Here is a 23,623-nt window from a genome sequence, read left to right on the forward strand (position 1 = left end):
GTCAGAGAGCCTTCCGCTTGTGCAGCAAGTGATCGATCGAAACGGCGGCGAGCAGTATGCAGCCCTTGATCATATCCTGCCAGTACACCGAAACGTCGAGCAGGATCAGCGAGCTTGTGACGACGGAGAGCAGGGCGATGCCGAGGATGGCACCGAGGATCGTGCCCGAGCCGCCATTCAGCGAGGCGCCGCCGATCACCGCCGCGGCGATGATGTTGAGCTCCATGCCCACACCGAAGGTCGGCGTCGCCGCGCCGAAGCGTGACATGTAGATCGTCCCCGCCACGCCGGAGAGCGTCGCGCAAAGCACCGTCACCCAGAATTTGACCTCCTTTGTCTTGATGCCGGAATAGAGCGCGGCCTTCTCATTGCTGCCTGTGTAGAAGACCTTGCGGAAGGCGGTCGCCCGGCGCAGCAGGAAATCGAAGGCGGCGACGACCGCGAGGAAGATCAGGATCACATAGGGAACCCCGAAGAAGGTACCCTGACCGACCGCCTTGAATGCCGGCGGCAAGGTGAAGAGCGAAAGCGGCGTGCCCTTGGTGATGACGAGGCAGAGACCGCGAACGATCACCATGGCCGCAAGCGATGTGATGAAGTGGTTGAGCCCGACCACGGTGACGAAGAAGCCCATGATGCAGCCGATGGCGGCACTGGCGGCAATTCCGACGAGCGATGCCGTCCAGGGATCGACGCCGATCAGGAAGAGCGAGCCGGAGAGCACCATCGAGAAGCAGACGACGGAGCCGACCGAAAGATCGATGCCGCCGACGATCAGCAGGATCGTCATGCCGACGACGACGATGCCCTCGACCGAGAAGGACATGAGCATCGCCCGGAAATTGCCAAGCGTGAGGAAATGCGGCGAGGCGAAGCTCATGATCACCGAGAGCGAAAGGATAATCGCAATCAGTCCGGCCTCGCGCATCGTGCCGATCCGCTTCCATGCCGGCCTGCGCGTTTTTCCCGCGACCGCCAATGTATCGACTGCCATAGTCCTGTCTCCCGCTTCTTCAGGCAACATGCCCGGATGCCTTCAAGTTGGTTTCGCTTGCCGACCCGATGCCGGACGCAAACCGCATGATCGCCTCCTCGGTCATTTCGTCGCCCGATACCTCGCCTGCGATCCGTCCTTCGCGCACCACCAGGACGCGGTCGCAGAGTCCGATCAGCTCCGGCAGTTCGGACGAGATGACCAGAATGCCGATGCCGGCATGGGCAAGCTCGCGCAGCAGGCGGTGGATTTCCGATTTGGCGCCGACATCGATGCCGCGCGTCGGCTCGTCCATCAGGATCACCTTTGGATCGACGGCCAGCTGCTTGGCGATCGCCACCTTCTGCTGGTTGCCGCCCGATAGCGAGGAGACCGGCATGTCGACGCCGCCCATCCGGACGCCAAGCCTGCGGGTCAGGTCCTCGGCGAGCACTCTTTCCTTGCGGGAGTCGAGCAGGCCAAGTGAGGTCAATGCCTTCAGATCGAGTGCGGCAATGTTCTGGGCGATCGAGAGATCGAGGAAAACGCCCGATCCTTTCCGGTCCTCCGAAAGATAGACGACGCCGGCTTTCGCCGCGTCGGAATAGCGCCGCAGACGAAGCACCTGGTCATGCAGCCGGATTTCGCCTTGCGTCACCGGTCGCAGTGCGCAGATGCCCTCGGCAATTTCCGTTCGTCCGGAGCCGATCAGGCCACCGACGCCGAGAATTTCGCCGTGGCGGAGCACGAAGCTGACGTTGCGGAAGCGTGCGTCATCGCCGAGATCGCGGACTGAAAGAATCGGTTCGCCCAGGCGTTCGGAGGGATGCGGCTTGTCCGGATAAAGCTGGCTGATCTCGCGGCCGACCATCAGTCGGACGACATCGTCAGGAGTGACGTCCGCTATCTTTTCCGTCGCGACATAGCGCCCGTCGCGGAAGACGGTCACCCGATCGCAGAGATTGAACACCTCTGCCATGCGGTGGCTGATATAGATGATCGAGATGCCGCGCGCCTTGAGATCGCGGATGATGCCGAAGAGCACCTGTGCTTCGGTCTCTGTCAGCGCCGCCGTCGGCTCGTCAAAGATAAGCACGCGGCAATCGAGCGTCAGCGCCTTGGCGATCTCGACGAGCTGCTGACTGGAGATCGGCAGGTCGCCGACCTTCTGACCGACGTCGATCGGGGCCAGACGATTCATTACGGCCTGCGCGTCGCGCTCCAGCTGGGCGTAGTTCATCAGAGCCGAGCGTCGGCGGTTCGTCGCCGCCATGAACATGTTTTCGGCGATTGTCGCGTCGGGGCAAAGCGCGATCTCCTGATGCACCAGGCCGATGCCGAGCGACTGTGCGACTGCGGGCGAGGCAATCTTCACGGGTGCGCCTTCGATGAGGATTTCTCCTTCCGACGGGTGCAGCACGCCGGCAATGACGTTCATCAGTGTCGACTTGCCGGCGCCGTTCTCGCCGCAAAGCGCGTGAACTTCGCCTCGTTCGAGCCGAAAGTCTACGCCTGTCAACGCCTTCACGGCGCCGAAATGCTTGCTGACATTGCGGATCTCCAGCACGGTCTCTGACGTCATCGCGATTTTCCCCTCCCGCCTCGTAGGCCGCCCGGAGCAAGGATCCGGGCGGCCGCCCATGCGATCCTATTCCTCGATGCCCTTGGTACCGCGGCGTTTCAGGTACTTGTCCCAGTAGAAATCGTCGGCGTTATCGGCCGTGACGATCGAGAGCCCGTTGTCGACGACCGGGATGCTCATCGGATTGAAGCCGGATCGCTTGGCGTCGTTCATCGGGTCGATGAGCTCCGGGTGCTTGGCGAGCCAGAGCAGCAGGAAGCCCATATAGCCCTGCATGCCCTGATTGGGGTTGATCGAGCCGAAGACCTCGCCCGCCTTGATCATGTCGAGAATATTGGCGTTTACGTCGGCGCACATGACGAGGACTTTGCCGCCCGTTTCCTTGTTCGCCTGCGCCGCGCCGATCGCCGAATTTGCCTCGGGCATGAACACGGCGCCGAGATTGGGGTTGGCCTGGATGAGGCTCGTGAGTCCCTGATAGGCTTTGTTAGGGTCCTGGTTGGAAGCGGCCCGCCCGACGAGCTTCATGTCGGGCCATTTCTCCTCCATGCGGGCGATGAAGGCTGCGATGCGCTTGTCGTGATTGTCCTGGCCGGGATTTTCGAGCACCGCATATTCACCCTTGCCCCCGAGCTTTTCGGCGATCTTGTCGGCGGCGTAGATGCCTTCGCGTGTGTTGTCGGAGGTGATGTAGGAAACGCGCTTCGACAGGGGAGAATCCGCGGCGAAGGTCACGACCGCCGTGCCTTGGTCGGTCGCCCGGTTGATAGGCTCGATAAACGGATCCGAATTCATCGGGTGAACCAGAATGCCGGCCGGGTTCTGCGCCAAGGCTTGGTCGAAGCTGGCGATCTGCTTGTTGACGTCATATTCCGGCGTTCCGGTGTATTCCGTCTCGCAGCCGAACTGCTGGCCGGCCTGCTTGAACATCTCGTAGACCGGGAACCAGTATTCGACGCCCGACACCATCACGTTCATGACGTATTTTTCGCCCGGCTTGCAGCGGAACGGGTTGTCCGTCGCGGCGGCGGCCGTGCCGGCAAGAAGCGTGGTTGCGAGGACCGCCATCGCGGTCGTGCTGAGAAAATTGCGCAAGAGTCCTCCTCGAGGCCGAAGCCCCTCCCAAAAAGCGCGTCGGCGCGCCAAAGGCGGCCGCTGTGTTCGTGAAGTCCGTTCTTCCTCCTCGAAGTCCGGTAGAGGCAGGTAACTCTAGGAAAGGATGCGTGTCAATATATTTCGTTATGTGAAATATATTTCACGTTGGATACGCGCGCGGCGAAACGCGTAAAGCCAGCCCAAGGGTTTGGGCTGGCATGATTTCTGTGATAGGCAGAGGAATAAGGATTGAGAACGAGGGACCTGCGTCCTTCGTGCCGGAAATTACCCTCGCGGCCTGCCGGCGACAGAGCGCATATTGTCGAGGAGGACCGCAATCAGCAGGATGAGACCACGCACCACATACTGGTAGAAGGCCTGGATGTTGAGCAGGTTCATGACATTCTCGGCAATACCCATGATCAGAACGCCGACGACGACCCCGGTCATGGTCGCCCGGCCGCCGGCAAGCGAGACACCGCCGAGAACGCAGGCGGAAATCACCGAGAGTTCGAGCCCGGTGGCCGCATTCGGCTGCCCCGAAGTGATGCGCGAGGCGAGCAGGACCCCTGCTACCGCACATACCAGTCCCTGCAGGGCGAAGATCCAGATGCGCATCCGCGCGACGTCGACGCCGGCCAGCCGCGAGGCTTCCGGGTTGCCGCCGATCGCAAGGGTGTTCTTGCCGAAGACGGTACGGTTGAGCAGGAAACCGAACACGATGAAAAAGAGGGCCATCACCCAGATCGGCGTGGGTACCGTCAGGAACTTCGACAGAGAGAGCTGGTAGAATGCCGGATCGTTGATCCCGACGGCACGGCCGTCCGATGCAATCAAGGCAAAGCCGCGTACGATCTGCATCGTCGCCAGCGTCGTTATGAGCGCATTGATGCGGAAACGGGCGATCACGATGCCGTTCGCGAGACCAACGATCCCACCGCAGGCAAGAGCGGCCAGAAGGCCGAGCACGATCGAGCCCGTCGCGTTCGACGCCATTACGGCAACCATTCCCGAGAAGGCTACGGTAGAGCCGACCGAAAGATCGAAGTCGCGCGATGCCAGGCAGAACATCATGGTGCAGGCGACGACGCCGATGGTCACCACCGATTGCAGCAAACCGAGCATGTTGCGCTCGGTGAGGAAGTTCGGAACCGTCAGAGACACCACCACGAAGGCGGCGGCAAAGATCACCAGCAGGCCCTGTTCGCCGAGAAGAAGTTTTTTCAAGGAAGTCGTCATGGTCAGCTTACCTGTTCGGGAAGAGTGGCCGTCGTGGCTGAGGCATCCGGAAGTGCTGCTGCAAGTATCCGGCGTTCGTCGAAATCGCTCCGGTCGATTTCGGCCGCGATCCGACCCTCGCACATCACGACAATGCGGTCCGCAATCCCCATGATTTCGGGCAGTTCGCTCGAAATGACGACGATCGCCATGCCTTGAGCCGCAAGCTCGTAAAGAATTTCGTATATTTCCGATTTCGCGCCGACATCGATGCCGCGGGTCGGCTCGTCGATCAGAAGCACCTTGACGCCCTCTTCCGACAGCCAGCGGCCAAGGATCACCTTCTGCTGGTTTCCGCCGGACAGGTTGACGATGTCCTGGTGGCGCGAGGGCGTGCGCACCCGCAGCTTCGCGATGAAACGCTCGGCAAGGTCCGCCTCCTTACGCTTGTCCACAATTCCGAAGGGCGAGAAATGACGGCGGGAGGAGATCGCCATGTTCTCCTCGATCGAGCGCCCGTGCACGATGCCCTCGGACTTCCTGTCTTCCGGGCACAGAACGACGCCGGCACGGATCGACAGCCGCGGGCTGTTCGCCGGTACGGCGGCGCCGTCCACCAGGACCTTGCCCTGCCGCCGGCGATCGGCGCCATAGACCAGAAGGGCCATTTCGCTGCGGCCCGCGCCGATCAGGCCGAAGAAGCCGAGAATCTCGCCGGCGCGGACGGCAAAGCTGATCGGTTGGGGCAGGGTGGCGCCGGAAACGTCTTCGACCGAAAGCCTCGCAGCTCCGAGCGTCCGGGCGCGCCAACCCCAGATGTTCGAAATTTCGCGCCCGACCATCTCGGCGATGATCTGCTCGCGGCCGACTTTCGAGATGTCCGGATGATGGGCTGCGAGCCGGCCATCTCTCAGCACGGTCAGGCTGTCGCACAGGCGGAAGATCTCGTCCAGCCGATGCGAGACATAGAGGATGACCGTGCCGTTCGACCGCAATCTTTCGATCAGGGCGAAGAGGATTTCGCTTTCTCGCGAGGAGAGCGAAGAGGTGGGCTCGTCCAAGGCAATCACGCGAGCGTCGGTCATCACCGCTTTGGCTATCTCGACCATCTGCCGCTCGCCGATCGACAGGGATGCAACCTTCGCCTCGGGATCGACGTCAATACCGTTTTCTTTAAGCCTGTCGGAGACGACGCGAACCAATTGTCGACGGTCGATGACGCCGGCATTGCCGGGGAAGCGGCCGAGCCAAAGGTTTTCGGCGACCGTCAGCTCCGGTACGAGCTGCAGTTCCTGATGGATGACGATGACGCCCGCGTTGAAGGCATCGCGTACGGAACGATAGGGCTGCGGCTCGCCGTCGATGCGGATCTCGCCGGTGTCGGCCGCCTGGTCTCCGGAGAGCACCCGTATCAAGGTGGACTTCCCGGCTCCGTTTTCTCCCATCAGCCCGTGAACCGCGCCCTTGCGTACAGAGAAGGAGACCTCCGACAGCGCCTGAACGGCGGGATAGCCTTTTGAAATCGATTGGAATTCCAGAAAGTCCTGCATTGCAGCGCTCCGGGAAGGACGCCCGGCGTTTGGCGACACCGGGCTCGTTTCAGTCGGGGCAGGGCTCACTCGATGCCGAGTTCCTTGCGGACGGCCTCATAGTTGTCGCGCAGCGCGAGCTGGCCGGCGGTCAGGATCAGCTTTTCCGGTTCTTTGCCGTTGGCGATCCACTCGTACATGTTGAGGGCCGTCTCGTAGCCGTGGCGTTTTGGCGAGATGATGACGGTGCCGTAGAAGCCCGTCGCGGAAGGCTTCTTGAACTCGTTGATCGCGGACTCCGCACCGCCGATGCCGATGCCGATCATGCTGTCTGCGGGGATGCCGACCGTCTCTGTGGCACGCACTGCACCAAGCACGGCTTCGTCGTTAAGGCCGACGGCGATCCACTTTTTGATGCCCGCATTCTTGTTGAGAACGACTGTCGCGGCATTGAGAGCGGCTTCGGTGTCGGTCTTTGCCTGCGGCGCGTCGAAGATATTGGCTTCGGGGAAGCCGTTCGCCTTCAGAACGGAGAGCGCGCCTTCCACCCGGTCCACGGCGGTCGGGAGCTGGTCGTAGGAAACGCGGATCGCGCCGACTTCCTTCATGTCCCAGCCGCGCTTCTTGATCTCCGCGACGATCGCCTCGCCCACGGTCTCGCCGATCTTGGTGGCGGAGATGCCCATATGCGGAACGTCCTCGATCGGGCTGCCGTCGGCGTTGACCAGCCGATCGTCGACCGTCATCAACTTGAGGTCGTTGGCTGCCGACTTGGCGACGATGCCGGGGCCGAGCTTCACATCCGGCGTGCAGACGATGAAGCCCTGCGCGCCTTGGGCGCCGAGATTGTCGATGGCCGACTGGACCTTTTCGCCATCCTGGGCGCCGATCTTGACGAGCGTGAAGCCCTTTTCCTTGGCCGCTTCGTCGGCGAATTTCCATTCGTCCTGGAACCACGGCTCCTCCGGCTGCTTCACGATGAAGCCGATCTTCACGTCGGCGGCGAAGGCGGATGTTGCAGCAAGAATCGCGACGGTGCCGGCCAAAGCGACGGCTTTGATAAAGCGCATGATTTCTCTCCCTGTTCGAACTGCTCCCAGCAGCCGCATTTGTGTATGATGGAAAGATCATACTTGTCAATTGGACGTGTATGATGAATGATAATCGCGTGTCTGATAATGCGTGCTGCACGAAGGGTCGTCACTTCGGCTCAATTGCGATAAGCATCGCGCTTCAAGTCCCAAGAAAATAGCGGCCCGCGCATGGAGATTTCGGTGCAAGGACAACAGGATCAATCGATGGAACCGAGCAGCGCGCCTTCCCGCCGGCCCCGTGTCCAGAAGGATGTGACGCGGGCGATCGCCGCCGAGATCTGCGGCGACGACTATCCGGCAGGCAGTTTCCTGCCGCGGGAGAACGACCTGTGCGAGCGCTACGGCGTCAGCCGCACGGTGATTCGGGAATCGCTGAAGATTCTCGAATCGAAGGGCCTTGTGCGCGGGCGTTCGCGCGTAGGCACCGTCGTCTGCAGCAAGGACGAGTGGAACATTCTCGACCAACAGGTCCTGGAGTGGATCGGCGACCGGATTTTTCAGTTCGATCTTCTGAACTGTATTCTGGAAGCGCGCCGTGCGATCGAGCCGGTTGCGGCGGAGCTGGCTGCTGCGCGCGCGACGGTGCAGGATATCGCCGCGATCGAGCGCGCCTGGCAGCAGATGAAGGACGCCGAAGGCGACATCGTGAAGTTTACTGCGGCGGACGTCGCCTTCCACGAATCGCTCCTGAAGGCGAGCCACAATCAGGTGTTTCAGCAGCTGGCGAGCATCATTCAGGCCGGCCTCAAATTCTCTCTGCAAGCCTCGAACGAGGCGGCGGACACTTGCGGCGACGCCGTGGAAATCCACAGGCAGTTGGTCGAAGCGCTGCGGATGCGCGACACGGCGGCAGCGCGCGACTGTTCGTACCAGTTGCTGGACCTTGCCGCACGTGATCTTGCCGTCGCCGTCGAGCGGCGTTCGCCGCAAGGCTGACCACCAACATAGACGCCGTTCGGATCGCCATATCCCTATTCAGATTGGACGCACTTCATGAAAATCACGAAGCTGACCACCTATATCGTTCCGCCGCGCTGGCTGTTTCTCAAGATCGAAACCGATGAGGGTGTCGTGGGGTGGGGGGAGCCCGTGGTCGAGGGGCGCGCCCTGACGGTCGAAGCTGCCGTTCACGAGCTTTCGGACTATCTCGTGGGCAAGGACCCCTTCCTGATCGAGGACCATTGGAACGTCCTTTATCGCGGCGGGTTCTACCGCGGCGGCGCCATCCATATGAGTGCGCTTGCCGGCATCGACCAGGCGCTTTGGGACATCAAGGGCAAGGCGCTCGGTCAGCCCGTCCACTCTCTGCTCGGCGGCCAGTGCCGCGACAGGATCAAGGTCTATTCCTGGATCGGCGGCGACCGCCCGAGCGATGTCGCGAACAATGCGCGTGAGGTGGTCGCCCGCGGTTTCAAGGCGATCAAGCTCAACGGCTGCGAGGAGATGCAGATCGTCGACACCAACGAGAAGATCGACAAGGCAGTAGAGACGATAGGGCTGATTCGGGATGCGATCGGCCCTCATATCGGCATTGGCGTCGATTTCCATGGGCGGGTCCACCGTCCGATGGCGAAGGTACTCGCCAAGGAGCTGGAGCAGTTCAAACTGATGTTCATCGAGGAGCCCGTGCTTTCCGAGAACCGCGAAGCCCTGAGGGAAATCGCCAATCATTGCTCGACGCCGATCGCACTCGGTGAAAGGCTCTATTCGCGCTGGGACTTCAAATCGGTTCTCTCGGACGGGTTCGTCGACATCATCCAGCCGGATCTTTCTCATGCCGGCGGGATCACCGAATGCCGCAAGATCGCCGCCATGGCCGAGGCCTACGACGTGGCTCTGGCGCCGCACTGCCCTCTCGGGCCGATTGCGCTTGCCGCCTGCCTGCAGGTCGATGCCGTCAGCTATAACGCCTTCATCCAGGAGCAGAGCCTGGGCATCCACTACAACGAGGCGAACGACATCCTCGACTACATCTCCAACAAGGAGGTCTTCGCTTACGAAGACGGCTTCGTTTCCATTCCGCAGGGGCCCGGTCTCGGCATCGAGGTGGACGAGGCCTACGTGATCGAACGCGCGAAGGAGGGGCATCGCTGGCGCAATCCGATCTGGCGCCATTCGGACGGCAGTGTTGCCGAGTGGTGAAGACTATACGCGGATCGAAGGGAGGCAGGGATGAGTGACCGGCTTAAAGGCAAGCGGATCATGGTGACCGGTGCGGCGCAGGGCATCGGCCTTGCGATTGCCGAAGTGTTCCTGTCGGAGGGTGCGGCACTCTTCCTCGTCGACCGAGACGGTCCCCTGCTTGAAATGGAGGCGAAGCGGCTGCAGCGGGAGGGGCAGGTGCTCGCCTACGCCGAAGCCGACATTACGGACGCCGATGCGATCGAGGCGGTGGTGTCGGCAGCCGCTTCATCGATCGGTCCCATCAATGCGCTTGTCAACAATGCCGGGGTCAACGTCTTCTCGGAGCCGCTGGAGATGAGCGATGCCGACTGGCAGCGCTGTTTCGACATCAACCTCCGTGGTGCCTGGAACTGCTGCAAGACGGTGCTGCCTGGCCTGATCGAAGAGGGCGGTGGGGCGATCCTCAACATCGCTTCCACCCATGCCTTCACCATTATTCCGCATACCTTTCCCTACCCCGTCGCAAAGCACGCGCTGCTCGGCATGACGAAGGCGCTCGGCATCGAATATGCCCCAAAGGGCGTTCGCGTGAATGCGCTGGCGCCGGGCTATGTGTTGACCCAGAAGGCTTACGACTACTGGAACAGTTTCCCGGACCCGGCGGCAGCCGAGGCGGCAACCATGAAGCTCCATCCGGGCGGCCGCATCGCGACGGCAGAAGAGATCGCCCGTGCCGCCGTCTTCATGATCTCCGACGAGTGCCCTTTCATGAACGCCACGTGCCTCACGGTGGATGGCGGCCTCAGCGTCCTGCATCATCCGGCGTGAAATCCTTCGCGCCACCGGGAGCTGCAATTCGAATTAGCCTGAACAGTTGTCGACATGGCCAAATTCACTTCAGTGAACCATGAACCGTGAGCTGAACGGCAGGCTTGCGGCTCCAACCGCTTTTGGGGATGAGGTCTTGCCCAGGACTGCGTCGACGGACGGTATTTCGTGCTGGATGTGTGCGCAGAGCGTTTCGCATATTCCGGGCGGGATAAAGGACGAAAGCACCACGGTCTTGAGCTCGATGAATTGAAGCAGCGACTGAACAGCCTTAACGAGGTTTTCCGCGCACGCGCTCTGCCAAGTCTCGAAGGTCGGTCCCATTGTCGGCCAGTTTGGGCTTTGTCTCCAAAGTTTCTCCCGGATCGCAGGATCCGCTGGCAGGGCCCGTTCGAGGGCGAGCACGCCAACATCATAGCTGATCGGCGAATTGCCGTTATAGATCTGATGGTTGAGCACGAGGCGGCTGTGCAGGCGGGCACCGAGATAAAAAAACAGGAAGTCCTGCAACTGCCGCGCGGCGCCGAACAGACTTTCGCCACCGGCCGCAGCGGTAATGTCGTTCTGCACGAAGACGGGAAGCTTGAGTTCCGCTTCCAGGTCGCGGTGAAGCACCGCCTGGTCCGGGCCGGTGTGGAGTGGAGGCGTTGGAAGCGCCAGTCCGATGCCCGCAATGCGTCCCCGCCGACTTTCAGAAAGACTCGCCACGGCATTGCGAATTTCGAGCGCCAAATCTTCCGTCGCGTCGAAGGCGCCGGCTATCCTATGTGGCATGACATGCTGGTGCTGTATGTTGCCGATAAAATCGACGACGACGATATGGGTGTTGCGGTATCCCACACTGACCCCGACGGAATAGGCGCCTTCCGAATTCAGCATGAGAGGCGTCGTCGGCGGCCCGACCCGTCCCTTCTGAGCCTCGCCACGCACGACAAGGCCTTCCTGTTCGAGAGAGCGCACGATTACCGAAATCGTCTGCGCCGACAAACCGGTCTTCTCGCCGATCTCGAGGCGCGTTGTCGCCTCGTTCTGCAGGAGAAGCGAGAGGACCAGGCGTTCGTTGTGGCTGCGCACGCTCAAAGAGTTGAGCCCGCTGGCGCGGTCTGCGATGCGAAGCGGATTGGGAGGCGCAAATCGCATATCAGGCAAGGTGGGGATCCTCCCCGGAAAGCGCTGTGGTCACGCGAGCGGAAGCGGTTTCATGCATCGGGCCACCCGATCGCCAGCACTTCCTGCGCCAGCGCCTCGCCGAGTCTTCGATGGGCCTCCTCGTCGATATGGAAGCCATCGGCCGGCGCGCACTGGCAGACCGTTCCGGCATCGAAGAAATGCACCTCGAGCGAATCCGCCATGATTTCGAACTCGAGCGCCAGTTTGCGGGATTTTTCCTGCGCGCCGGAGAAGATCGACTCCCATTCCTTGAGATCCTGCAGCATGGGCGGCGGGGCGACGATCATGATCTCCGGATCGTGGCCGGTGGGACCGGGAGAAAGCTCCCGGATGTCATAGACGAGGCAGCCCACGCCCATGGCGACCTCCGAAGGCGGCATGTTGAAGCGCCTTTTCAGGTCGTTGGTGCCGAGCATGATGATAATAAGGTCAAGCGGTGCGTGGCTTTGCAGGCACGGGCGCAGATAGGTCCGCCCGTTCTTCATCGATCCTTCAATCGGGTCGTCATGTACCGTCGTGCGCCCGCTTAAGCCCTCCTCTATGACCTCCCAGTTCTGGCCGAGGACACCGTGAAGCACCCCGGCCCACCGCTGTTCGCGGCGATAGCGTTCGAGCGGGCCGCGGCCCGGAATCTGGCCGTGGGTGTTCGAGTCCCCGAAGCATAGAACGGTCCGCGTCACTGTCTCCTCCACCATGCGCATAGTCGCTTTCTCTGGACCAGATTTCGCATCCGGGTCGGCGCTTTGCAAGGACGAGTGATTATTCATTCAAGATGAATAACTATTGACAGCAGATAATGCCAGTGATTTTGTGTCGGCCGGAGGAGAGTTTCAGGTCGGTACAGGCTGCAGACGAGCGTCGGACTTCGGTCACGAGCTGCCGATGTCGCGTGCCCTCCGGCCGGTCTTCCCATCATCGGACACCTGCTTTTGGAGGAGAAGCATGAACAGCATCATCAGGAAAATCGGCATATCGGTTCTATTGTCCGGCGTCGTTTTTGCGAACGGCGCACTGGCCCAGGAGGTCCACCTGCTCGACGGCGTGACGACGCCTGCGGAAAACAATCCGGCGGTGGAAGCCGGCAAGTACAAGAAGGACGCGCCCTGGATCATCGGCATGAGCAGTTTCGGCGTCAATGCCAATACCTGGACTGTGCAGGTGGCGCACGAAGCCCAGGCCGCTGCCGACCGTGACAAGCGCATTTCTAAATTCGTCCTGCTCGATGCCGGCTTCGACCAGAAGAAGCAGGTCGCCGACATCGAGGACCTGATTGCCCAGAAAGTCGACGCGATCATCGTGCAGCCGGTCACCTCGACCTCGGCCAATGTCAGCATCGAGAAGGCCGTGCAGGCTGGCATCCCCGTCGTGCTTCATACCGGCCGCATCGAATCCGATGCCTATACGACGGAGATCCAGGGCGGCGCCGAGCATTTTGGCAAAGTCATGGGTGACTTCCTCGTCAAGGAGCTGGGCGGAAAAGGCAATATCTGGGTGCTGCGGGGACTGGCGGGCCATCCAGAGGACACCAACCGCTATAATGGCCTCGTTCAGTCTCTAGAGGGCACGGAGATCAAGATCACCGCCGAGGAACACGGCGACTGGCAGTATGACAAGGCCAAGAAGGTCTGCGAGACGCTCTACCTCAACGACCCGAATGTTGCCGGCATATGGTCTTCGGGCGCAGACATGACGCGTGCCTGCGTCGACGTTTTCAAACAGTTCGGTGCGGCCATTCCGCCGATTTCCGGCGAGGGCAATAACGGCTTCTTCGGCCAGTGGATCGCCGACAATTTCAAATCGGTCTCTTCCGAATACAGCCCTGCCCAGGGCGCTGCGGGCATCCGCGCTGCCACCGCCCTGCTGGAAGGCAAGGAGCTCAAGAAGCACTATGACTACAACCCGCCGGGTTGGGACCTCGAAAAGGTCAAGAAATACTATCGCGACGATCTGTCCGCCAATGTCTGGTGGCCGTCGGAACTCTCCGAAGAACAGCTGAAGCAGTTCTACGCCAAGCAGTAAACGCAAGCCGAGGCAGGCGGATTGTCTGCCTCGGTCGCGGTTGCGGGGGGATCCAATGTCGCACCTCATTGAAATGTCGCGGATATCGAAGGCGTTCGGCGGGAGCGTCGCGCTCAGGGACGTGTCTTTGGCGCTGGCCCCCGGAACCGTGCATGCCCTGATGGGCGAGAACGGCGCCGGCAAGTCGACGCTGATGAAGATTCTTGCCGGCGTATACCAACCCGATGGCGGCGATATTCGACGAAACGGCCGCATGGTCAGCTTCGCCAATCCGCGCGCCGCGCTGGAAGCCGGCATCTCAACGGTGTTCCAGGAATTATCGCTGCTGCCCAACATGACGATCGCGGAAAACATGTTCCTCGGCCGTGAACCTGCCGGCCGCTTCGGCGGGATCGACCGGCGACGCATGCGCCAGGAGACGAAGGTCGCGCTCGCCCGTCTCGGCCTCGATCTCGACCCGGATACCCTGGTTTCCGAACTCTCCATCGCGCAGCGGCAGTTCGTCGAGATCGCCCATGGCATCGACGCGGACGCAGGCGTCTTCATTCTCGACGAGCCTACGGCGGCGCTTAACGCCGCCGACGTCGAAGTCCTCAACTGGCACATCCGGGCGCTGCGCGATAAAGGCAAGGCCATCGTCTACATCTCGCACCGGATGGACGAGATCTTCGCGATCTGTGACGTCGTGACGGTGTTGAAGGACGGGCAACTGGTCGGCACGCAGCCGCTGTCAGACATGACGCAGGGCTCGCTGATCGAGATGATGGTCGGCCGCGAACTGGAGGATCTTTTTCCCGAGCGCGACGGAGCGGCGGGTGAGGTGGCGCTATCGATTTGCGGCCTCCGCCTGGAGCCGGATGCCAAGCCGTTTTCGCTTTCCGTTCGCAAGGGCGAGATCGTCGGCCTTGCCGGCCTCGAAGGGCAGGGGCAGCAGAAGATCCTGCGGGCGCTTGTCGGGCAATTCGCGCCGGTCGAGGGCACGCTTACGCGACGTGGCAAAGACAAACGGTTGCCGCTGCCGAAGGAAAGCGGCGTGCGGCGCTGGCAGGCGCTGGGAGGCGCCTTCGTGCCGGAGGACCGTAAGGATGAAGGGCTCTTTCTCGGCCTGGGAGCAGGCCAGAACATCGCCATGGCGTTGCATGCCGGCCGGCCTGCTATAAAGGCCGCAAAGCGCTACGGCGAGGTGATTGCCGCGACGATGAGCAAGCTCAATGTCAAGGCAGCCGGTCCGGCCGCTTCCGTCGGCTCGCTCTCCGGCGGCAACCAGCAGAAAGTGTTGCTCGGACGTTATCTCGCCACCGATGCCGACCTGCTCCTCATCGAGGAGCCGACGCGTGGCGTCGATGTCGGCGCCAAGTCTGAAATCTACAAGATCCTGCGTGATTTCGCGAAAGCGGGCGGCGCGGTGCTCGTGCTTTCGCGCGAGACGCTCGAGCTAATTGGCCTCTGCGATCGCCTTTATGTGATCCACGGCAATACCGTCGTGTCGGAAATGCGGGCCGCCGAAGCGACCGAGCACAGCATTCTCGACGCGGCCCTCAGCGCATGACGGAACGCCCGATGACCCTTCTTCCCCCCTCCCTTCTCGGAAAATTTCCTAGCCGCCGCGCCAATAGGCAAGGCCTGTGGCTGTTCGCGCTCATCATCGCCGTGGCGATGGCCCTCTGGCTCGCCACGACGACCGACCAGTTCGGCCAGTGGAGCAACCTCGCGAACCTTGTCGCCCAAGGCATGCCACTCCTCATCACGGCAGTCGGGCAGATGTTCGTCGTGCTCATCGGCGGGCTGGACCTGTCCATGGGTTCGGTCGTCAGCTTCACCACGGCGATCGTCGCGCTCGACCTGCCGGGCTATGTCACTATTCCCGGCGTCTTTGTCCTTGCCGGACTTATCGGCGCGACGAATGGTTACTGCGTCACGCGGCTGAACGTGCATCCCATCGTGGCGACGCTCTCCATGCAATATGTCGTGCTCGGAATCACGCGCGTTCTCCGGCCGGTCTCGGGCGGTTCCGTGCCGGAGGGCGTGCGCTGGATGGTGGAGGGGGCAATCGCCGGCATTCCGCTGCCGTTCTTTTGGGGCATCGTCACAATTCTGCTTGCCTGGAAGCTGCTCTACGGTTCGCGCTACGGACTGCATCTCTTCGCGATCGGCGGTGGGGTCGCCTCCGGTTCGGCTGATGCGGCGCGCAATTTCGGCATCCCCGCCAATCGCAACATACTGCTGGCCTACGTGGTCTGCTCGCTCTTTGCAGCACTTGCCGGCATTTTTCTGGCCGGGCGTATCGTCTCGGGTGATCCGAATGTAGGCCTACTCATGGAGCTCGATGCCATCACGGCGGTCGCGATTGGAGGCACGCAGCTTTCCGGCGGCGTAGGCAGCCTGCATGGCACCGTCATCGGCGTCGCCGTGCTCGCTCTTCTCTCCAACGGCATGAACCTGCTCAACGTCACACCCTTCGTCCAGACGGCGATCAAGGGGATCCTGCTCATGGCCGTCGTGGCGCTGCAGTCGCGCAAGAAGATCGGACTTTGAACCATGTCGGCTCTCGTCAACTCGACCCTTGTCCGCCGGATCATCAAGGTCCCGCCGTCCTATTACCTGCTTGTGGTTCTGCTGGTGATACTGTTCGTCTCGCGCCCGCAGATGCTCAATGCGAACGTGCTCGGCGTCTTTGTGCGTCAGGTCGTGCCGCTTGGCATCCTTGTCCTCGGGCAGCTTCTGGTAATGCGCGTGAAATCGATCGATCTCTCCGGCGGCGGCGTTATCCTGCTTATCAATTACTGCATTTCCTCCGGCATGTTCGCCGGCGCCTCGTTCGCCTTTTTCGTTCTGCTCGCCATCGGCCTGGGACTTGCCATCGGCTTCTTCAACGGCCTGATGGTCGCCAAGCGCCGCGTTTCGGCTGTCATCGTCACACTGGCACTCAGCATCGTTCTCGTCGGCCTTGTGCAATATCTCTCGAGTGGTAAGCCTCCGGGCGACGTCCCGACGTTCTTCGGCGAAATGTTCAATACTCGTTTTGCCGGTCTGCCGAGTCCCGTCCTCTTTTGGATCGTGCTCACCGCGCTCATGGCGCTGCTCCTCTCGCAGTCTGTCTTCGGCCGCTTTGTCACCGCCGTCGGCGAGAGCATGCCGGCGGCCCATTTTTCGGGTGTGCCGGTAGAGCGCACGGTGATCCTCGCCCATACAGTCTCGGGCCTGATGGCCGCGATCGCCGCGCTTGTCCAGACGGCGTCCATCGCCGTCGGCAGCGTGCGGGTCGGTCTCGATCTGCCGATCCTTTCGGTCGCCGCCACCATTCTCGGCGGCGTGGTCTTCGGGCGTGGAGAAGGCGGCATCTGGGGGCCGTTCTTTGGGGTGCTCTGTTTCGCCTTCCTCTTCGTTGTCATGACGATGTTCGGCGTCGGCGAGGCGGGCAAGCTCGTAGCCCAGGGCCTGATCATTCTACTCGCAGCCGTCTTCTACGGCCTGCGCGCCGACAAATAGCAATCAAACGTTCAAGGAGATCGATATGGCGGACAAGCGCTCAATCTTGTGTTTTGGGGACTCGCTGACTTGGGGTTGGATTCCGGTGAAGGAATCCGCGCCGACGCTGCGCTATCCTTACGAACAGCGGTGGACCGGTGCTATGGCCGCAAAGCTCGGCGAAAATTACCACGTCATCGAGGAAGGGCTCAGCGCCCGCACCACCAGCCTCGACGATCCAAACGATCCGCGGCTGAACGGCAGCGCCTACCTGCCGACGGCGCTTGCCAGCCATCTGCCGCTCGATCTCGTCATCATCATGCTGGGCACGAACGACACAAAGTCCTATTTCCACCGCACGCCCTACGAGATCGCCAACGGCATGGGCAAGCTCGTCAGCCAGGTGCTGACGTCTGCCGGCGGCATTGGCACGCCCTATCCGGCGCCGCGGGTTCTGGTCGTCGCCCCGCCGCCGCTCTCGCCGATGCCGGATCCATGGTTCGAGGGCATGTTCGGCGGCGGCTATGAAAAGTCGAAGGAGCTCTCAAAGCTCTACAAGGCGCTCGCCGACTTCATGAAAGTCGAGTTCCTGGCGGCCGGAGACTACGTCTCGACCGATGGCGTGGACGGCATTCACTTTTCCGCCGAGACGAACATTGCGCTTGGACACGCGATCGCGGCCAAGGTCGAGTCGCTGTACTGAGCGGGGCCGCTCCGGCGCCTCCCGCCGGCGCGGCATTTGTTCTATGTCGAATAATGACGGCGCCAGTTCGGATAATCAGGGCTGGAAAACAGATCGGTCCTGATTGGGCCGCGTAGCTGCGACCATACCCTGCTTCCTACATTCGAATGGAATTTCAATTGCCGCGCGCGCGGCGCCATGATCGTATTCTGCTAATGAACTGCTTAACATCTAGCGGTGATATGATGAGAATTTATGAGTTAATCCTCGCCGACGGGCAGGAATGGGCCCTCCCGAAGGTTCTCGAGGATAATCATGTACTGTCGGACCTTCGCGGACAGTGCCAACACCATTGGGTGCCTATCCGCATGGACCTCCTCACGGAGGGTGATGAGGGTACCTCGCGCGGATATTCTGATTTTCCCTGGTATGGGTCGCATGTCCTCATTCTTCGCTCCGACGCTGCAAACGGCCTGCGCGACATCATGAGTCCATACGGCGAGTTCTTGCCCCTGAAGGGCGCCGATGGATTGGAGCTGTTCAACGCAACGACTGTTCTGGACGCACTGGATGAAGGTCGTTCGGAAATCATACGCTTCGACGACGGCGACATACTGAACATCGAGCGTTATGTGTTTCACCAGGAGGTTATCGGGAATTCCCTCATCTTCAAACTGCCATACCGGGCATCCAACCTATATATGCAGGCTGGTTTCATTGAACAAATCAACGCCATGGAACTTTGCGGGATTGGGTTCGAACTGGTGTGGAGCGACGAGGCCGATCCAGTGCGCAAGGTCATTTTTCCGCCTCGCCACCGGCCGCACAGAAAAAGGCAATGGTGGTGGTCGCGCTGATGCCCAAGAGCAAAATCGCAGCTGTGGTTGTGGGACCGCCGCCGTATGAATGGCGTCCACAGCCGGGTTCAAAGAACCTTTTGGCCCGTGGAAAATGCCATCGCGCGAGAGATCGTTGAAGGCCTCGGATACGTGAAGGGGTAGACTGGCCCTTCGTCGCTTCAAGCTACGCCGCTACGCAGATGGCCGTCGAAAAAACAGTCATCCTTCGTCTGCAATGGCAGAGGCGCCTGGCGGGAACTCCATCTTCAGGATTTGTCTCAGTGTCGCCGCATCCGCCAGAAATGCCGCCGGATCGTCTCCCGCCACGAATTCAAGCATGGCAAAACGCCGGCCGGTCCAGCGCGACGACGGCATGGCGGCCAGGACGGATCGCCAGTAGTCGGCGGCGGATGCCAGCGGGAAGCGGTTGCGGTCGCCATCCCAGGCGAAGACATGGATATGCGAAATGTGCTCACCGATGCGAGCGATCTCCGAGAGGGCCTCATCGAGCGGGAGCCCGGGCCGCGGCTGCCAGTAGAGATAGACATTCGGGTGCGCGACCGCCTCGATCAGGCTGAGCGCCGACCCGGTCTCGTCCGTCAGGGTCTGTGGGTGATATTCCAGCGAGACCGTGACGCCATGCCGGGCAGCTTCCGCGGCCATTTCTCGGATCGCATCCGCCGTGGCGCGCCGTTCACGGGCGCTGTAATCCCTCGAATCGCGCTGACGCGTGCCCGGCCAGATGCGGATGTTGGAGGCACCAAGCGCGACCGCCGTTGTCAGTGCGTGCTCGAGAGCGGAAAAGTCGTCTGACGGCGGCGCGACATAGGAGCCGTAGGAGGTCTTGAGACCCGCGCTTTCGCACAGGCGCCGGACCGTGCGGGCGGTGGCCGTGTCGCCCGGAGGAACATGGGCGTCTGCCGCCCATTCGACGGCGGCGAGCCGCGCCTTCGCAGCGAGCGCGACGATTTCGCCGGCGGGCAGCTTGCGGAAGGTGACCGTGCAGAGAGCCGGTTCGAAAGCGTTCATGCCATGCGCCCCAGATCCCGCTTGTGGACCTCGAACAGGAGCGGACTGCCTTCGAGGAACCGCGCCACTTCATCGACCGCCATTTCCCCGAGGCGCGTGCGTTCCAAACCGATGGCGCCGGCAATATGCGGCGTCAGAAATACGTTCGGGAGATCGTAAAGCGGTGAGTTTTCGTCCGGAATTTCGGGGTCGGTAACGTCGATCACGGCATTGATCGCGCCCGACTGCAGCTTTTCGATGAGTGCCGCCTCATCCACCAACGCGCCGCGCGCCGTGTTGATCAGCGTCGCGCCGTCCTTCATGCGGGCGAGTTGGCGGTTGTCGATCATGTGCCGGGTTTCGGGCAGCAGCGGCGCGTGCAGCGACACGATATCGGACCGGGCCATCAACGTATCGAGATCGACCTTCTCTGCCTTAAGAGCCATGGCTTCAGCGTCGCTGACCAGCGGATCATAGAGCAGCAATCGATAGTCAAGGAGATACAGCAATTCGATTACGCGGCGTCCGATCCGCGACGCCCCGACGATCCCCACGGTACGGCGATGATTTCCGATCGCTTCGCCCTGAAGAATCTGGGTGCGCTCGCGCCCGCGGTCGGTCGCATAGACATCGCGGAAGCGGAACACCTGCTTGCCCGCGAAAATTATCGCTGCGAGGGTAAACTCGGCGACCGGCACGGCATTGGCCTCCGCCGCGTGGCTGACCTTGACCCCAGCATCGAACACGCTCTCGCCGACGAGCCCCTTGATCGTGCCGGCGGCATGGACGATGAGGCGAAGGCGCGGCGCCCGGGCGAGGACGGCCGCATCGATGAACGGCGCGCCCCAGCCGGTCACCAGGACCTCTGCCTCCGCCAGCAATCGCTGCGACCGCTCATCGGCGAACTCCGTCACCGGGCGCTGATCCGGTATTCGGGCGAAGGCGCCGAGCCGCGCGAAAAGCTCCGGCGTCAGAACATAACGCGTCCTTTCCGGCTGCATCGCAAAGACGACGGTCGGGAGGGTCATGGCATCGATCCGGGCGCTTGCATGGCGCTGACGGTCAAGCCTTCCGCCCTGAGCGCGTCGAGCGCCTCCATATCGGGCATCGCCGGCGGGTTGGACCAGTCTTCGGCGACGGCGGAAGTGTTGCGGGCTGCGAGCACGGCGCAGGCGAATATCGTTTCCCCGCTGGGGATTTTGGCCCGCAACTGCGGCACCAGTGTCTTTGCGGCAATCAGATTGGTGTTGGGCGGCGCCTTCTGGACCAGGCCTTCGCGCGGCACGGTCGAGCCGAGATCGCGGATCCCGCTGAAATCTTCCGCGCCGATTGCGTGGGCCGTCGCTTCCGCGGCGGTGAGCGTGTCGGCCTCAAAATCCCGTCGGGGAATGGCGAAGCCGCCTTCAGCAGTCTGCAAGGGCCGGGGCGTCGTGATCCGGTGCACGCGCACGTGCCAGGGCGAAGCGGGAACAAGCCAGGTTTCGACATCGACGTCCGGCCAGGGGGACCATTTTGAAAACAGCACATCGTCCGCAAGCCGCACCACCTCATTGGCCTCGCGCACCCGGTAATGAATGCCGTCGTCGCTAAATGCCAGCATCGAATCGAAGGCGCCGCCGGCAAATGCCCGTTCGTCGCTCTCGACGCTGAAGGCGTATCGCGTCGAATAGGCGAATTTCGCGTATTTCTCCGAGCCGAAGCGCACCTGGCGGTTTTCCTGGCCGGAGGAAAGCGCCACCACGTCCCCTCCGACCGGCATCATGACCATGCCCGGATGGCGAAGGGCAACCGGTTCGGCCAGTGGCCGCAGCGGTTCTTCCGCGCTCGTCCAGAAGGGATGGTCTTCGCCGACGCCAAGCGGCAGGAAGGCCTTGAAGGCCCAATAGGGCGAACCGGCCGAATTGTAGTTTTCCGACATCAGGAGGTTCGGATAGCCGTAACCGATGGAGAGAACGCCGTCCCGATCCGCTATCGGCTTGTCTGCCCACCATCTGAGATGGCGGAGGCAGAGCCCCTTGATCTCGCCCCAGGGCAGCGCCTCGAGGTCGGCAAAGGCCAGTGCTGCCCAGAAGCCGGCGCAGGCGAAGCGATAGGTGAGACTACGGCCGAAGGGGAGGGTCGCTCCGTCTTCGGCGAACCAGTGGCGGAAATCCCGGGCGAAGGCGACCGCCCGCTCGCGATATCGTTTCGCATGGTCGTCTTCGACGAGGCGCGCATAGATCAGCCCGTAGAAGTGCATGGCAAAGGCGATGTAGTGGTCGACGCGCCGCACATTGCCGTCGCGATACCAGCCGTCCCCGATATAGAAGCCGTCCAGTTCGGCGAGATAGGCCTTTGTCAGGCTGCGATCGTGCTCGATGCCGAGGCGATCGAGAGCGATGTCGACGAAAACGCGAAAGAACTTCCAGTTGTTGTCGGCGTAGTCGAACTTGCGGGCATGGAGGAGATAAGAGACAAGATTGTCTCTTGCACGCCCGCTCAAGGGATCCCACAGTTTCTCCGGCGCCAGCGCCAGGGCGAAGCCGAGGGCGGCAAGCTCGACCATGCGCTGGTCCCGGCCGTTCACTTGTCCCCAATATTCCGGATGTTCAGGGTCGGTGCCGTTGGCGATCCCTTCCGCATAACGGTCCCAATGCGCGAAACTTCCGCCGCCTGCGGCAAAGGGAGCAAGACCCCAGAGAGGCCGCGCAAAGCCTTCCAGATCGGCAGCGGCCCGGTCGAAATGAGCCGCGGCGGCGTCGAGACGGACCCGCGCATTTCCTCTGGAGAAACAGGGGACCAGCGGATCGAAGAGATCGAGCAGCGCGCGCTGCATGTCGCCGCGTGTCTCGAGCGGATTTCCGGCAAGCGGGTTGGCGCTGGCGGGATCATAGGTCATGGGGTGTCTTTCGTGGCAATTGTGCCGCCGGGCACCGGGACGACGGCGTGAGTGACATGCCGGGCGGGCACGTCCGGATGACGGAAGCGAAACTGCATCATAGCGACCGCTTCGCGGCCGAGCGCTGCGCGGTCGACGCGCATCGTCGATAGGCGCGGATTGGCCATGTCGGCGCAGGGCAGATCGTCGAAACCGATGATCGCGAAATCGTCCGGTACGCGCCGGCCGAGTTCGGTCACCGCCTCGAGAACGCCGACGGCGATGAAGTCGTTCATGCAGAAAGCCGCGGTGAAACCCTCGTCCTCGGCAAGAGCGGCGAGCGTTGCCGCGTGGGCTTCGGCGCTGGAGTTGTTCGCGAACGGCAGGCGGATGATACGCGCATCGCCGCCATCCACGGAGGCGACGGCCGCTTCGAAGCCGCGCACGCGCTCGCGGATCGTATGTCGATGCGATCCGGTCAGGTGGAGGATACGCCGGTGGCCGGCGTCCAGGAGCATCCGTGTCGCCGCGAAGGCGCCGAAGAAGTTCGGTGGCGAGACACCGTCGAAGCGCAATTGCGGATCGACGCCGTTGACGAGGACGATGGGGGTCCGGCTTTCCACGAGCCATTCCGCAAGAGCCTCGCAGGGATCTATGCCGACCAGGAAAAGCCCTTGCGCACCGACCGATTGCATATGTCCGCCAACGGCTTGCGGCGTCGCCTTCGCCTCGTTCACGAGGCGGATGTCGAAGGACATGCCCTGCTCGGCCGCCTCGGAGCGCAGGCCATCGACAATGCCCTGGTAAAATGCGCTCAGATTGCCGGTAACGCCGTTGCTTGCGATCAGCGCCAGCGTGCGAGGGCCTGCCGCGGCACCGGCTTTGAGAGGGTAGCCGAGGTCGTTGGCGACCTTGAGGATCTGCACCCGGACATCCTCGCTGATGCCGGGCTCATTCGCGAGGACGCGTGAGACGGTGGAGACGGAAACGCCTGCTTGTGCGGCAATGTCGGCTTGACGGAGTCTTCGGGAGGGTCTTTCGATCATGGTGCAAACATTGCGCAATCAACGCAAATTTGCAAGATCGAAAAGAAATATTGCGCATGGACGATTTTTGCATAAGCTCTTGCGTTGATAG

The 23,623-nt window shown here is 61.9% G+C and carries 21 protein-coding genes; 9 read left to right on the forward strand and 12 right to left on the reverse strand.

The genetic code is table 11. The annotated features are described in order from the left end of the window. Position 1: 1 nt before the first annotated feature. From BHD07_RS23375 to BHD07_RS23400, 6 genes are all read right to left on the reverse strand, one after another. Positions 2–994 carry an ABC transporter permease gene (locus BHD07_RS23375; protein ID WP_338283284.1) on the reverse strand — a complete coding sequence of 331 codons (993 nt, stop codon included), beginning with the start codon at positions 992–994 and terminating at the stop codon, positions 2–4. A gap of 19 nt (positions 995–1,013) precedes the next feature. Then, a complete protein-coding gene (locus BHD07_RS23380; protein WP_338283286.1) occupies positions 1,014–2,555 on the reverse strand; it encodes a sugar ABC transporter ATP-binding protein in 1,542 nt (513 codons plus the stop codon). A gap of 66 nt (positions 2,556–2,621) precedes the next feature. Next, positions 2,622–3,650, reverse strand: coding sequence for a substrate-binding domain-containing protein (locus tag BHD07_RS23385; RefSeq protein WP_275598826.1), 1,029 nt, complete (start codon positions 3,648–3,650; stop codon positions 2,622–2,624). Between the two features lie 285 nt (positions 3,651–3,935). After that, a complete protein-coding gene (gene araH, locus BHD07_RS23390) occupies positions 3,936–4,889 on the reverse strand; it encodes an L-arabinose ABC transporter permease AraH (protein WP_338283287.1) in 954 nt (317 codons plus the stop codon). Positions 4,890–4,891: 2 nt separating this feature from the next. Further along, complete coding sequence (araG, locus tag BHD07_RS23395) at positions 4,892–6,418, reverse strand: L-arabinose ABC transporter ATP-binding protein AraG (protein WP_338283288.1); 1,527 nt, start codon at positions 6,416–6,418, stop codon at positions 4,892–4,894. Between the two features lie 65 nt (positions 6,419–6,483). Continuing rightward, on the reverse strand, positions 6,484–7,467 hold the full coding sequence (locus BHD07_RS23400) for an arabinose ABC transporter substrate-binding protein (protein WP_338283289.1): 984 nt from the start codon (positions 7,465–7,467) through the stop codon (positions 6,484–6,486). A gap of 192 nt (positions 7,468–7,659) precedes the next feature. Here BHD07_RS23400 and BHD07_RS23405 point away from each other — a divergent pair, with 192 nt between their 5' ends. Genes BHD07_RS23405 through BHD07_RS23415 form a run of 3 tightly spaced genes read left to right on the forward strand, consistent with a single transcriptional unit; the run spans position 7,660 to position 10,443 of the window. After that, the gene (locus BHD07_RS23405) at positions 7,660–8,427 is read left to right on the forward strand and encodes a FadR/GntR family transcriptional regulator (RefSeq protein WP_338283290.1); all 768 of its coding nucleotides are present in this window, start codon (positions 7,660–7,662) and stop codon (positions 8,425–8,427) included. A gap of 57 nt (positions 8,428–8,484) precedes the next feature. After that, positions 8,485–9,633: a galactonate dehydratase gene (gene dgoD, locus BHD07_RS23410; protein WP_100672290.1), complete on the forward strand. Its 1,149-nt coding sequence runs from the start codon at positions 8,485–8,487 to the stop codon at positions 9,631–9,633. 30 nt (positions 9,634–9,663) lie between these two features. Further along, positions 9,664–10,443: an SDR family oxidoreductase gene (locus tag BHD07_RS23415; RefSeq protein ID WP_338283291.1), complete on the forward strand. Its 780-nt coding sequence runs from the start codon at positions 9,664–9,666 to the stop codon at positions 10,441–10,443. A gap of 69 nt (positions 10,444–10,512) precedes the next feature. Here the strand turns inward: BHD07_RS23415 and BHD07_RS23420 are convergent, their stop codons facing one another. After that, entirely contained in the window at positions 10,513–11,583 is a 1,071-nt protein-coding gene (locus tag BHD07_RS23420; RefSeq protein WP_338283454.1) for an ROK family transcriptional regulator, read from the reverse strand. 59 nt (positions 11,584–11,642) lie between these two features. After that, the gene (locus BHD07_RS23425) at positions 11,643–12,293 is read right to left on the reverse strand and encodes an SGNH/GDSL hydrolase family protein (protein WP_338283292.1); all 651 of its coding nucleotides are present in this window, start codon (positions 12,291–12,293) and stop codon (positions 11,643–11,645) included. Positions 12,294–12,555: 262 nt separating this feature from the next. On the opposite strand from BHD07_RS23425, the gene BHD07_RS23430 reads away from it, so the two are divergent. The 6 genes from BHD07_RS23430 to BHD07_RS23455 all read left to right on the forward strand — a co-directional run bounded on the left by BHD07_RS23430 (position 12,556) and on the right by BHD07_RS23455 (position 18,639). After that, the gene (locus BHD07_RS23430; RefSeq protein ID WP_338283294.1) at positions 12,556–13,632 is read left to right on the forward strand and encodes an ABC transporter substrate-binding protein; all 1,077 of its coding nucleotides are present in this window, start codon (positions 12,556–12,558) and stop codon (positions 13,630–13,632) included. Between the two features lie 55 nt (positions 13,633–13,687). Continuing rightward, positions 13,688–15,181 carry a sugar ABC transporter ATP-binding protein gene (locus tag BHD07_RS23435; RefSeq protein WP_338283296.1) on the forward strand — a complete coding sequence of 498 codons (1,494 nt, stop codon included), beginning with the start codon at positions 13,688–13,690 and terminating at the stop codon, positions 15,179–15,181. A gap of 11 nt (positions 15,182–15,192) precedes the next feature. Next, positions 15,193–16,167, forward strand: coding sequence for an ABC transporter permease (locus BHD07_RS23440; protein WP_338283298.1), 975 nt, complete (start codon positions 15,193–15,195; stop codon positions 16,165–16,167). A 3-nt stretch (positions 16,168–16,170) separates the two neighbouring features. Next, the gene (locus BHD07_RS23445; protein ID WP_338283299.1) at positions 16,171–17,121 is read left to right on the forward strand and encodes an ABC transporter permease; all 951 of its coding nucleotides are present in this window, start codon (positions 16,171–16,173) and stop codon (positions 17,119–17,121) included. A gap of 25 nt (positions 17,122–17,146) precedes the next feature. After that, entirely contained in the window at positions 17,147–17,803 is a 657-nt protein-coding gene (locus BHD07_RS23450) for an SGNH/GDSL hydrolase family protein (protein WP_338283301.1), read from the forward strand. A gap of 224 nt (positions 17,804–18,027) precedes the next feature. Further along, positions 18,028–18,639, forward strand: coding sequence for an imm11 family protein (locus BHD07_RS23455; protein WP_338283303.1), 612 nt, complete (start codon positions 18,028–18,030; stop codon positions 18,637–18,639). A gap of 201 nt (positions 18,640–18,840) precedes the next feature. Here BHD07_RS23455 and BHD07_RS23460 read toward each other — a convergent pair whose 3' ends face one another. From BHD07_RS23460 to BHD07_RS23475, 4 genes are read right to left on the reverse strand one after another with little or no spacing between them, the layout of a single operon-like run. Next, the gene (locus tag BHD07_RS23460) at positions 18,841–19,650 is read right to left on the reverse strand and encodes a sugar phosphate isomerase/epimerase family protein (RefSeq protein WP_338283305.1); all 810 of its coding nucleotides are present in this window, start codon (positions 19,648–19,650) and stop codon (positions 18,841–18,843) included. Further along, complete coding sequence (locus BHD07_RS23465) at positions 19,647–20,657, reverse strand: hydroxyacid dehydrogenase (protein ID WP_338283306.1); 1,011 nt, start codon at positions 20,655–20,657, stop codon at positions 19,647–19,649. Before BHD07_RS23465 ends, BHD07_RS23460 begins: the two co-directional genes overlap by 4 nt. After that, positions 20,654–22,507 (reverse strand): DUF2264 domain-containing protein, encoded by a 1,854-nt coding sequence (locus BHD07_RS23470; protein ID WP_338283307.1) that lies wholly within the window; start codon positions 22,505–22,507, stop codon positions 20,654–20,656. The genes BHD07_RS23465 and BHD07_RS23470 overlap by 4 nt, the downstream gene beginning before the upstream one ends. After that, a complete protein-coding gene (locus BHD07_RS23475; protein WP_338283308.1) occupies positions 22,504–23,532 on the reverse strand; it encodes a LacI family DNA-binding transcriptional regulator in 1,029 nt (342 codons plus the stop codon). Before BHD07_RS23475 ends, BHD07_RS23470 begins: the two co-directional genes overlap by 4 nt. Between the last annotated feature and the right edge of the window lie 91 nt (positions 23,533–23,623).

The organism is Sinorhizobium sp. KGO-5 (genome assembly GCF_036245905.1).
Lineage (GTDB): Bacteria > Pseudomonadota > Alphaproteobacteria > Rhizobiales > Rhizobiaceae > Sinorhizobium > Sinorhizobium meliloti_A.

What these genes read in the sequence shown, in the direction of transcription:
- BHD07_RS23440 (WP_338283298.1), top strand. Translation starts at nt 15,193, where the DNA reads ATGACCCTTCTTCCCCCCTCCCTTCTCGGAAAATTTCCTAGCCGCCGC.
- BHD07_RS23430 (WP_338283294.1), top strand. Translation starts at nt 12,556, where the DNA reads ATGAACAGCATCATCAGGAAAATCGGCATATCGGTTCTATTGTCCGGC.
- BHD07_RS23445 (WP_338283299.1), top strand. Translation starts at nt 16,171, where the DNA reads ATGTCGGCTCTCGTCAACTCGACCCTTGTCCGCCGGATCATCAAGGTC.
- BHD07_RS23450 (WP_338283301.1), top strand. Translation starts at nt 17,147, where the DNA reads ATGGCGGACAAGCGCTCAATCTTGTGTTTTGGGGACTCGCTGACTTGG.
- BHD07_RS23400 (WP_338283289.1), bottom strand. Translation starts at nt 7,467, where the DNA reads ATGCGCTTTATCAAAGCCGTCGCTTTGGCCGGCACCGTCGCGATTCTT.
- araH (WP_338283287.1), bottom strand. Translation starts at nt 4,889, where the DNA reads ATGACGACTTCCTTGAAAAAACTTCTTCTCGGCGAACAGGGCCTGCTG.
- araG (WP_338283288.1), bottom strand. Translation starts at nt 6,418, where the DNA reads ATGCAGGACTTTCTGGAATTCCAATCGATTTCAAAAGGCTATCCCGCC.
- BHD07_RS23465 (WP_338283306.1), bottom strand. Translation starts at nt 20,657, where the DNA reads ATGACCCTCCCGACCGTCGTCTTTGCGATGCAGCCGGAAAGGACGCGT.
- BHD07_RS23455 (WP_338283303.1), top strand. Translation starts at nt 18,028, where the DNA reads ATGAGAATTTATGAGTTAATCCTCGCCGACGGGCAGGAATGGGCCCTC.
- BHD07_RS23475 (WP_338283308.1), bottom strand. Translation starts at nt 23,532, where the DNA reads ATGATCGAAAGACCCTCCCGAAGACTCCGTCAAGCCGACATTGCCGCA.
- BHD07_RS23380 (WP_338283286.1), bottom strand. Translation starts at nt 2,555, where the DNA reads ATGACGTCAGAGACCGTGCTGGAGATCCGCAATGTCAGCAAGCATTTC.
- BHD07_RS23415 (WP_338283291.1), top strand. Translation starts at nt 9,664, where the DNA reads ATGAGTGACCGGCTTAAAGGCAAGCGGATCATGGTGACCGGTGCGGCG.
- BHD07_RS23375 (WP_338283284.1), bottom strand. Translation starts at nt 994, where the DNA reads ATGGCAGTCGATACATTGGCGGTCGCGGGAAAAACGCGCAGGCCGGCA.
- BHD07_RS23470 (WP_338283307.1), bottom strand. Translation starts at nt 22,507, where the DNA reads ATGACCTATGATCCCGCCAGCGCCAACCCGCTTGCCGGAAATCCGCTC.
- BHD07_RS23435 (WP_338283296.1), top strand. Translation starts at nt 13,688, where the DNA reads ATGTCGCACCTCATTGAAATGTCGCGGATATCGAAGGCGTTCGGCGGG.
- dgoD (WP_100672290.1), top strand. Translation starts at nt 8,485, where the DNA reads ATGAAAATCACGAAGCTGACCACCTATATCGTTCCGCCGCGCTGGCTG.
- BHD07_RS23420 (WP_338283454.1), bottom strand. Translation starts at nt 11,583, where the DNA reads ATGCGATTTGCGCCTCCCAATCCGCTTCGCATCGCAGACCGCGCCAGC.
- BHD07_RS23405 (WP_338283290.1), top strand. Translation starts at nt 7,660, where the DNA reads ATGGAGATTTCGGTGCAAGGACAACAGGATCAATCGATGGAACCGAGC.
- BHD07_RS23460 (WP_338283305.1), bottom strand. Translation starts at nt 19,650, where the DNA reads ATGAACGCTTTCGAACCGGCTCTCTGCACGGTCACCTTCCGCAAGCTG.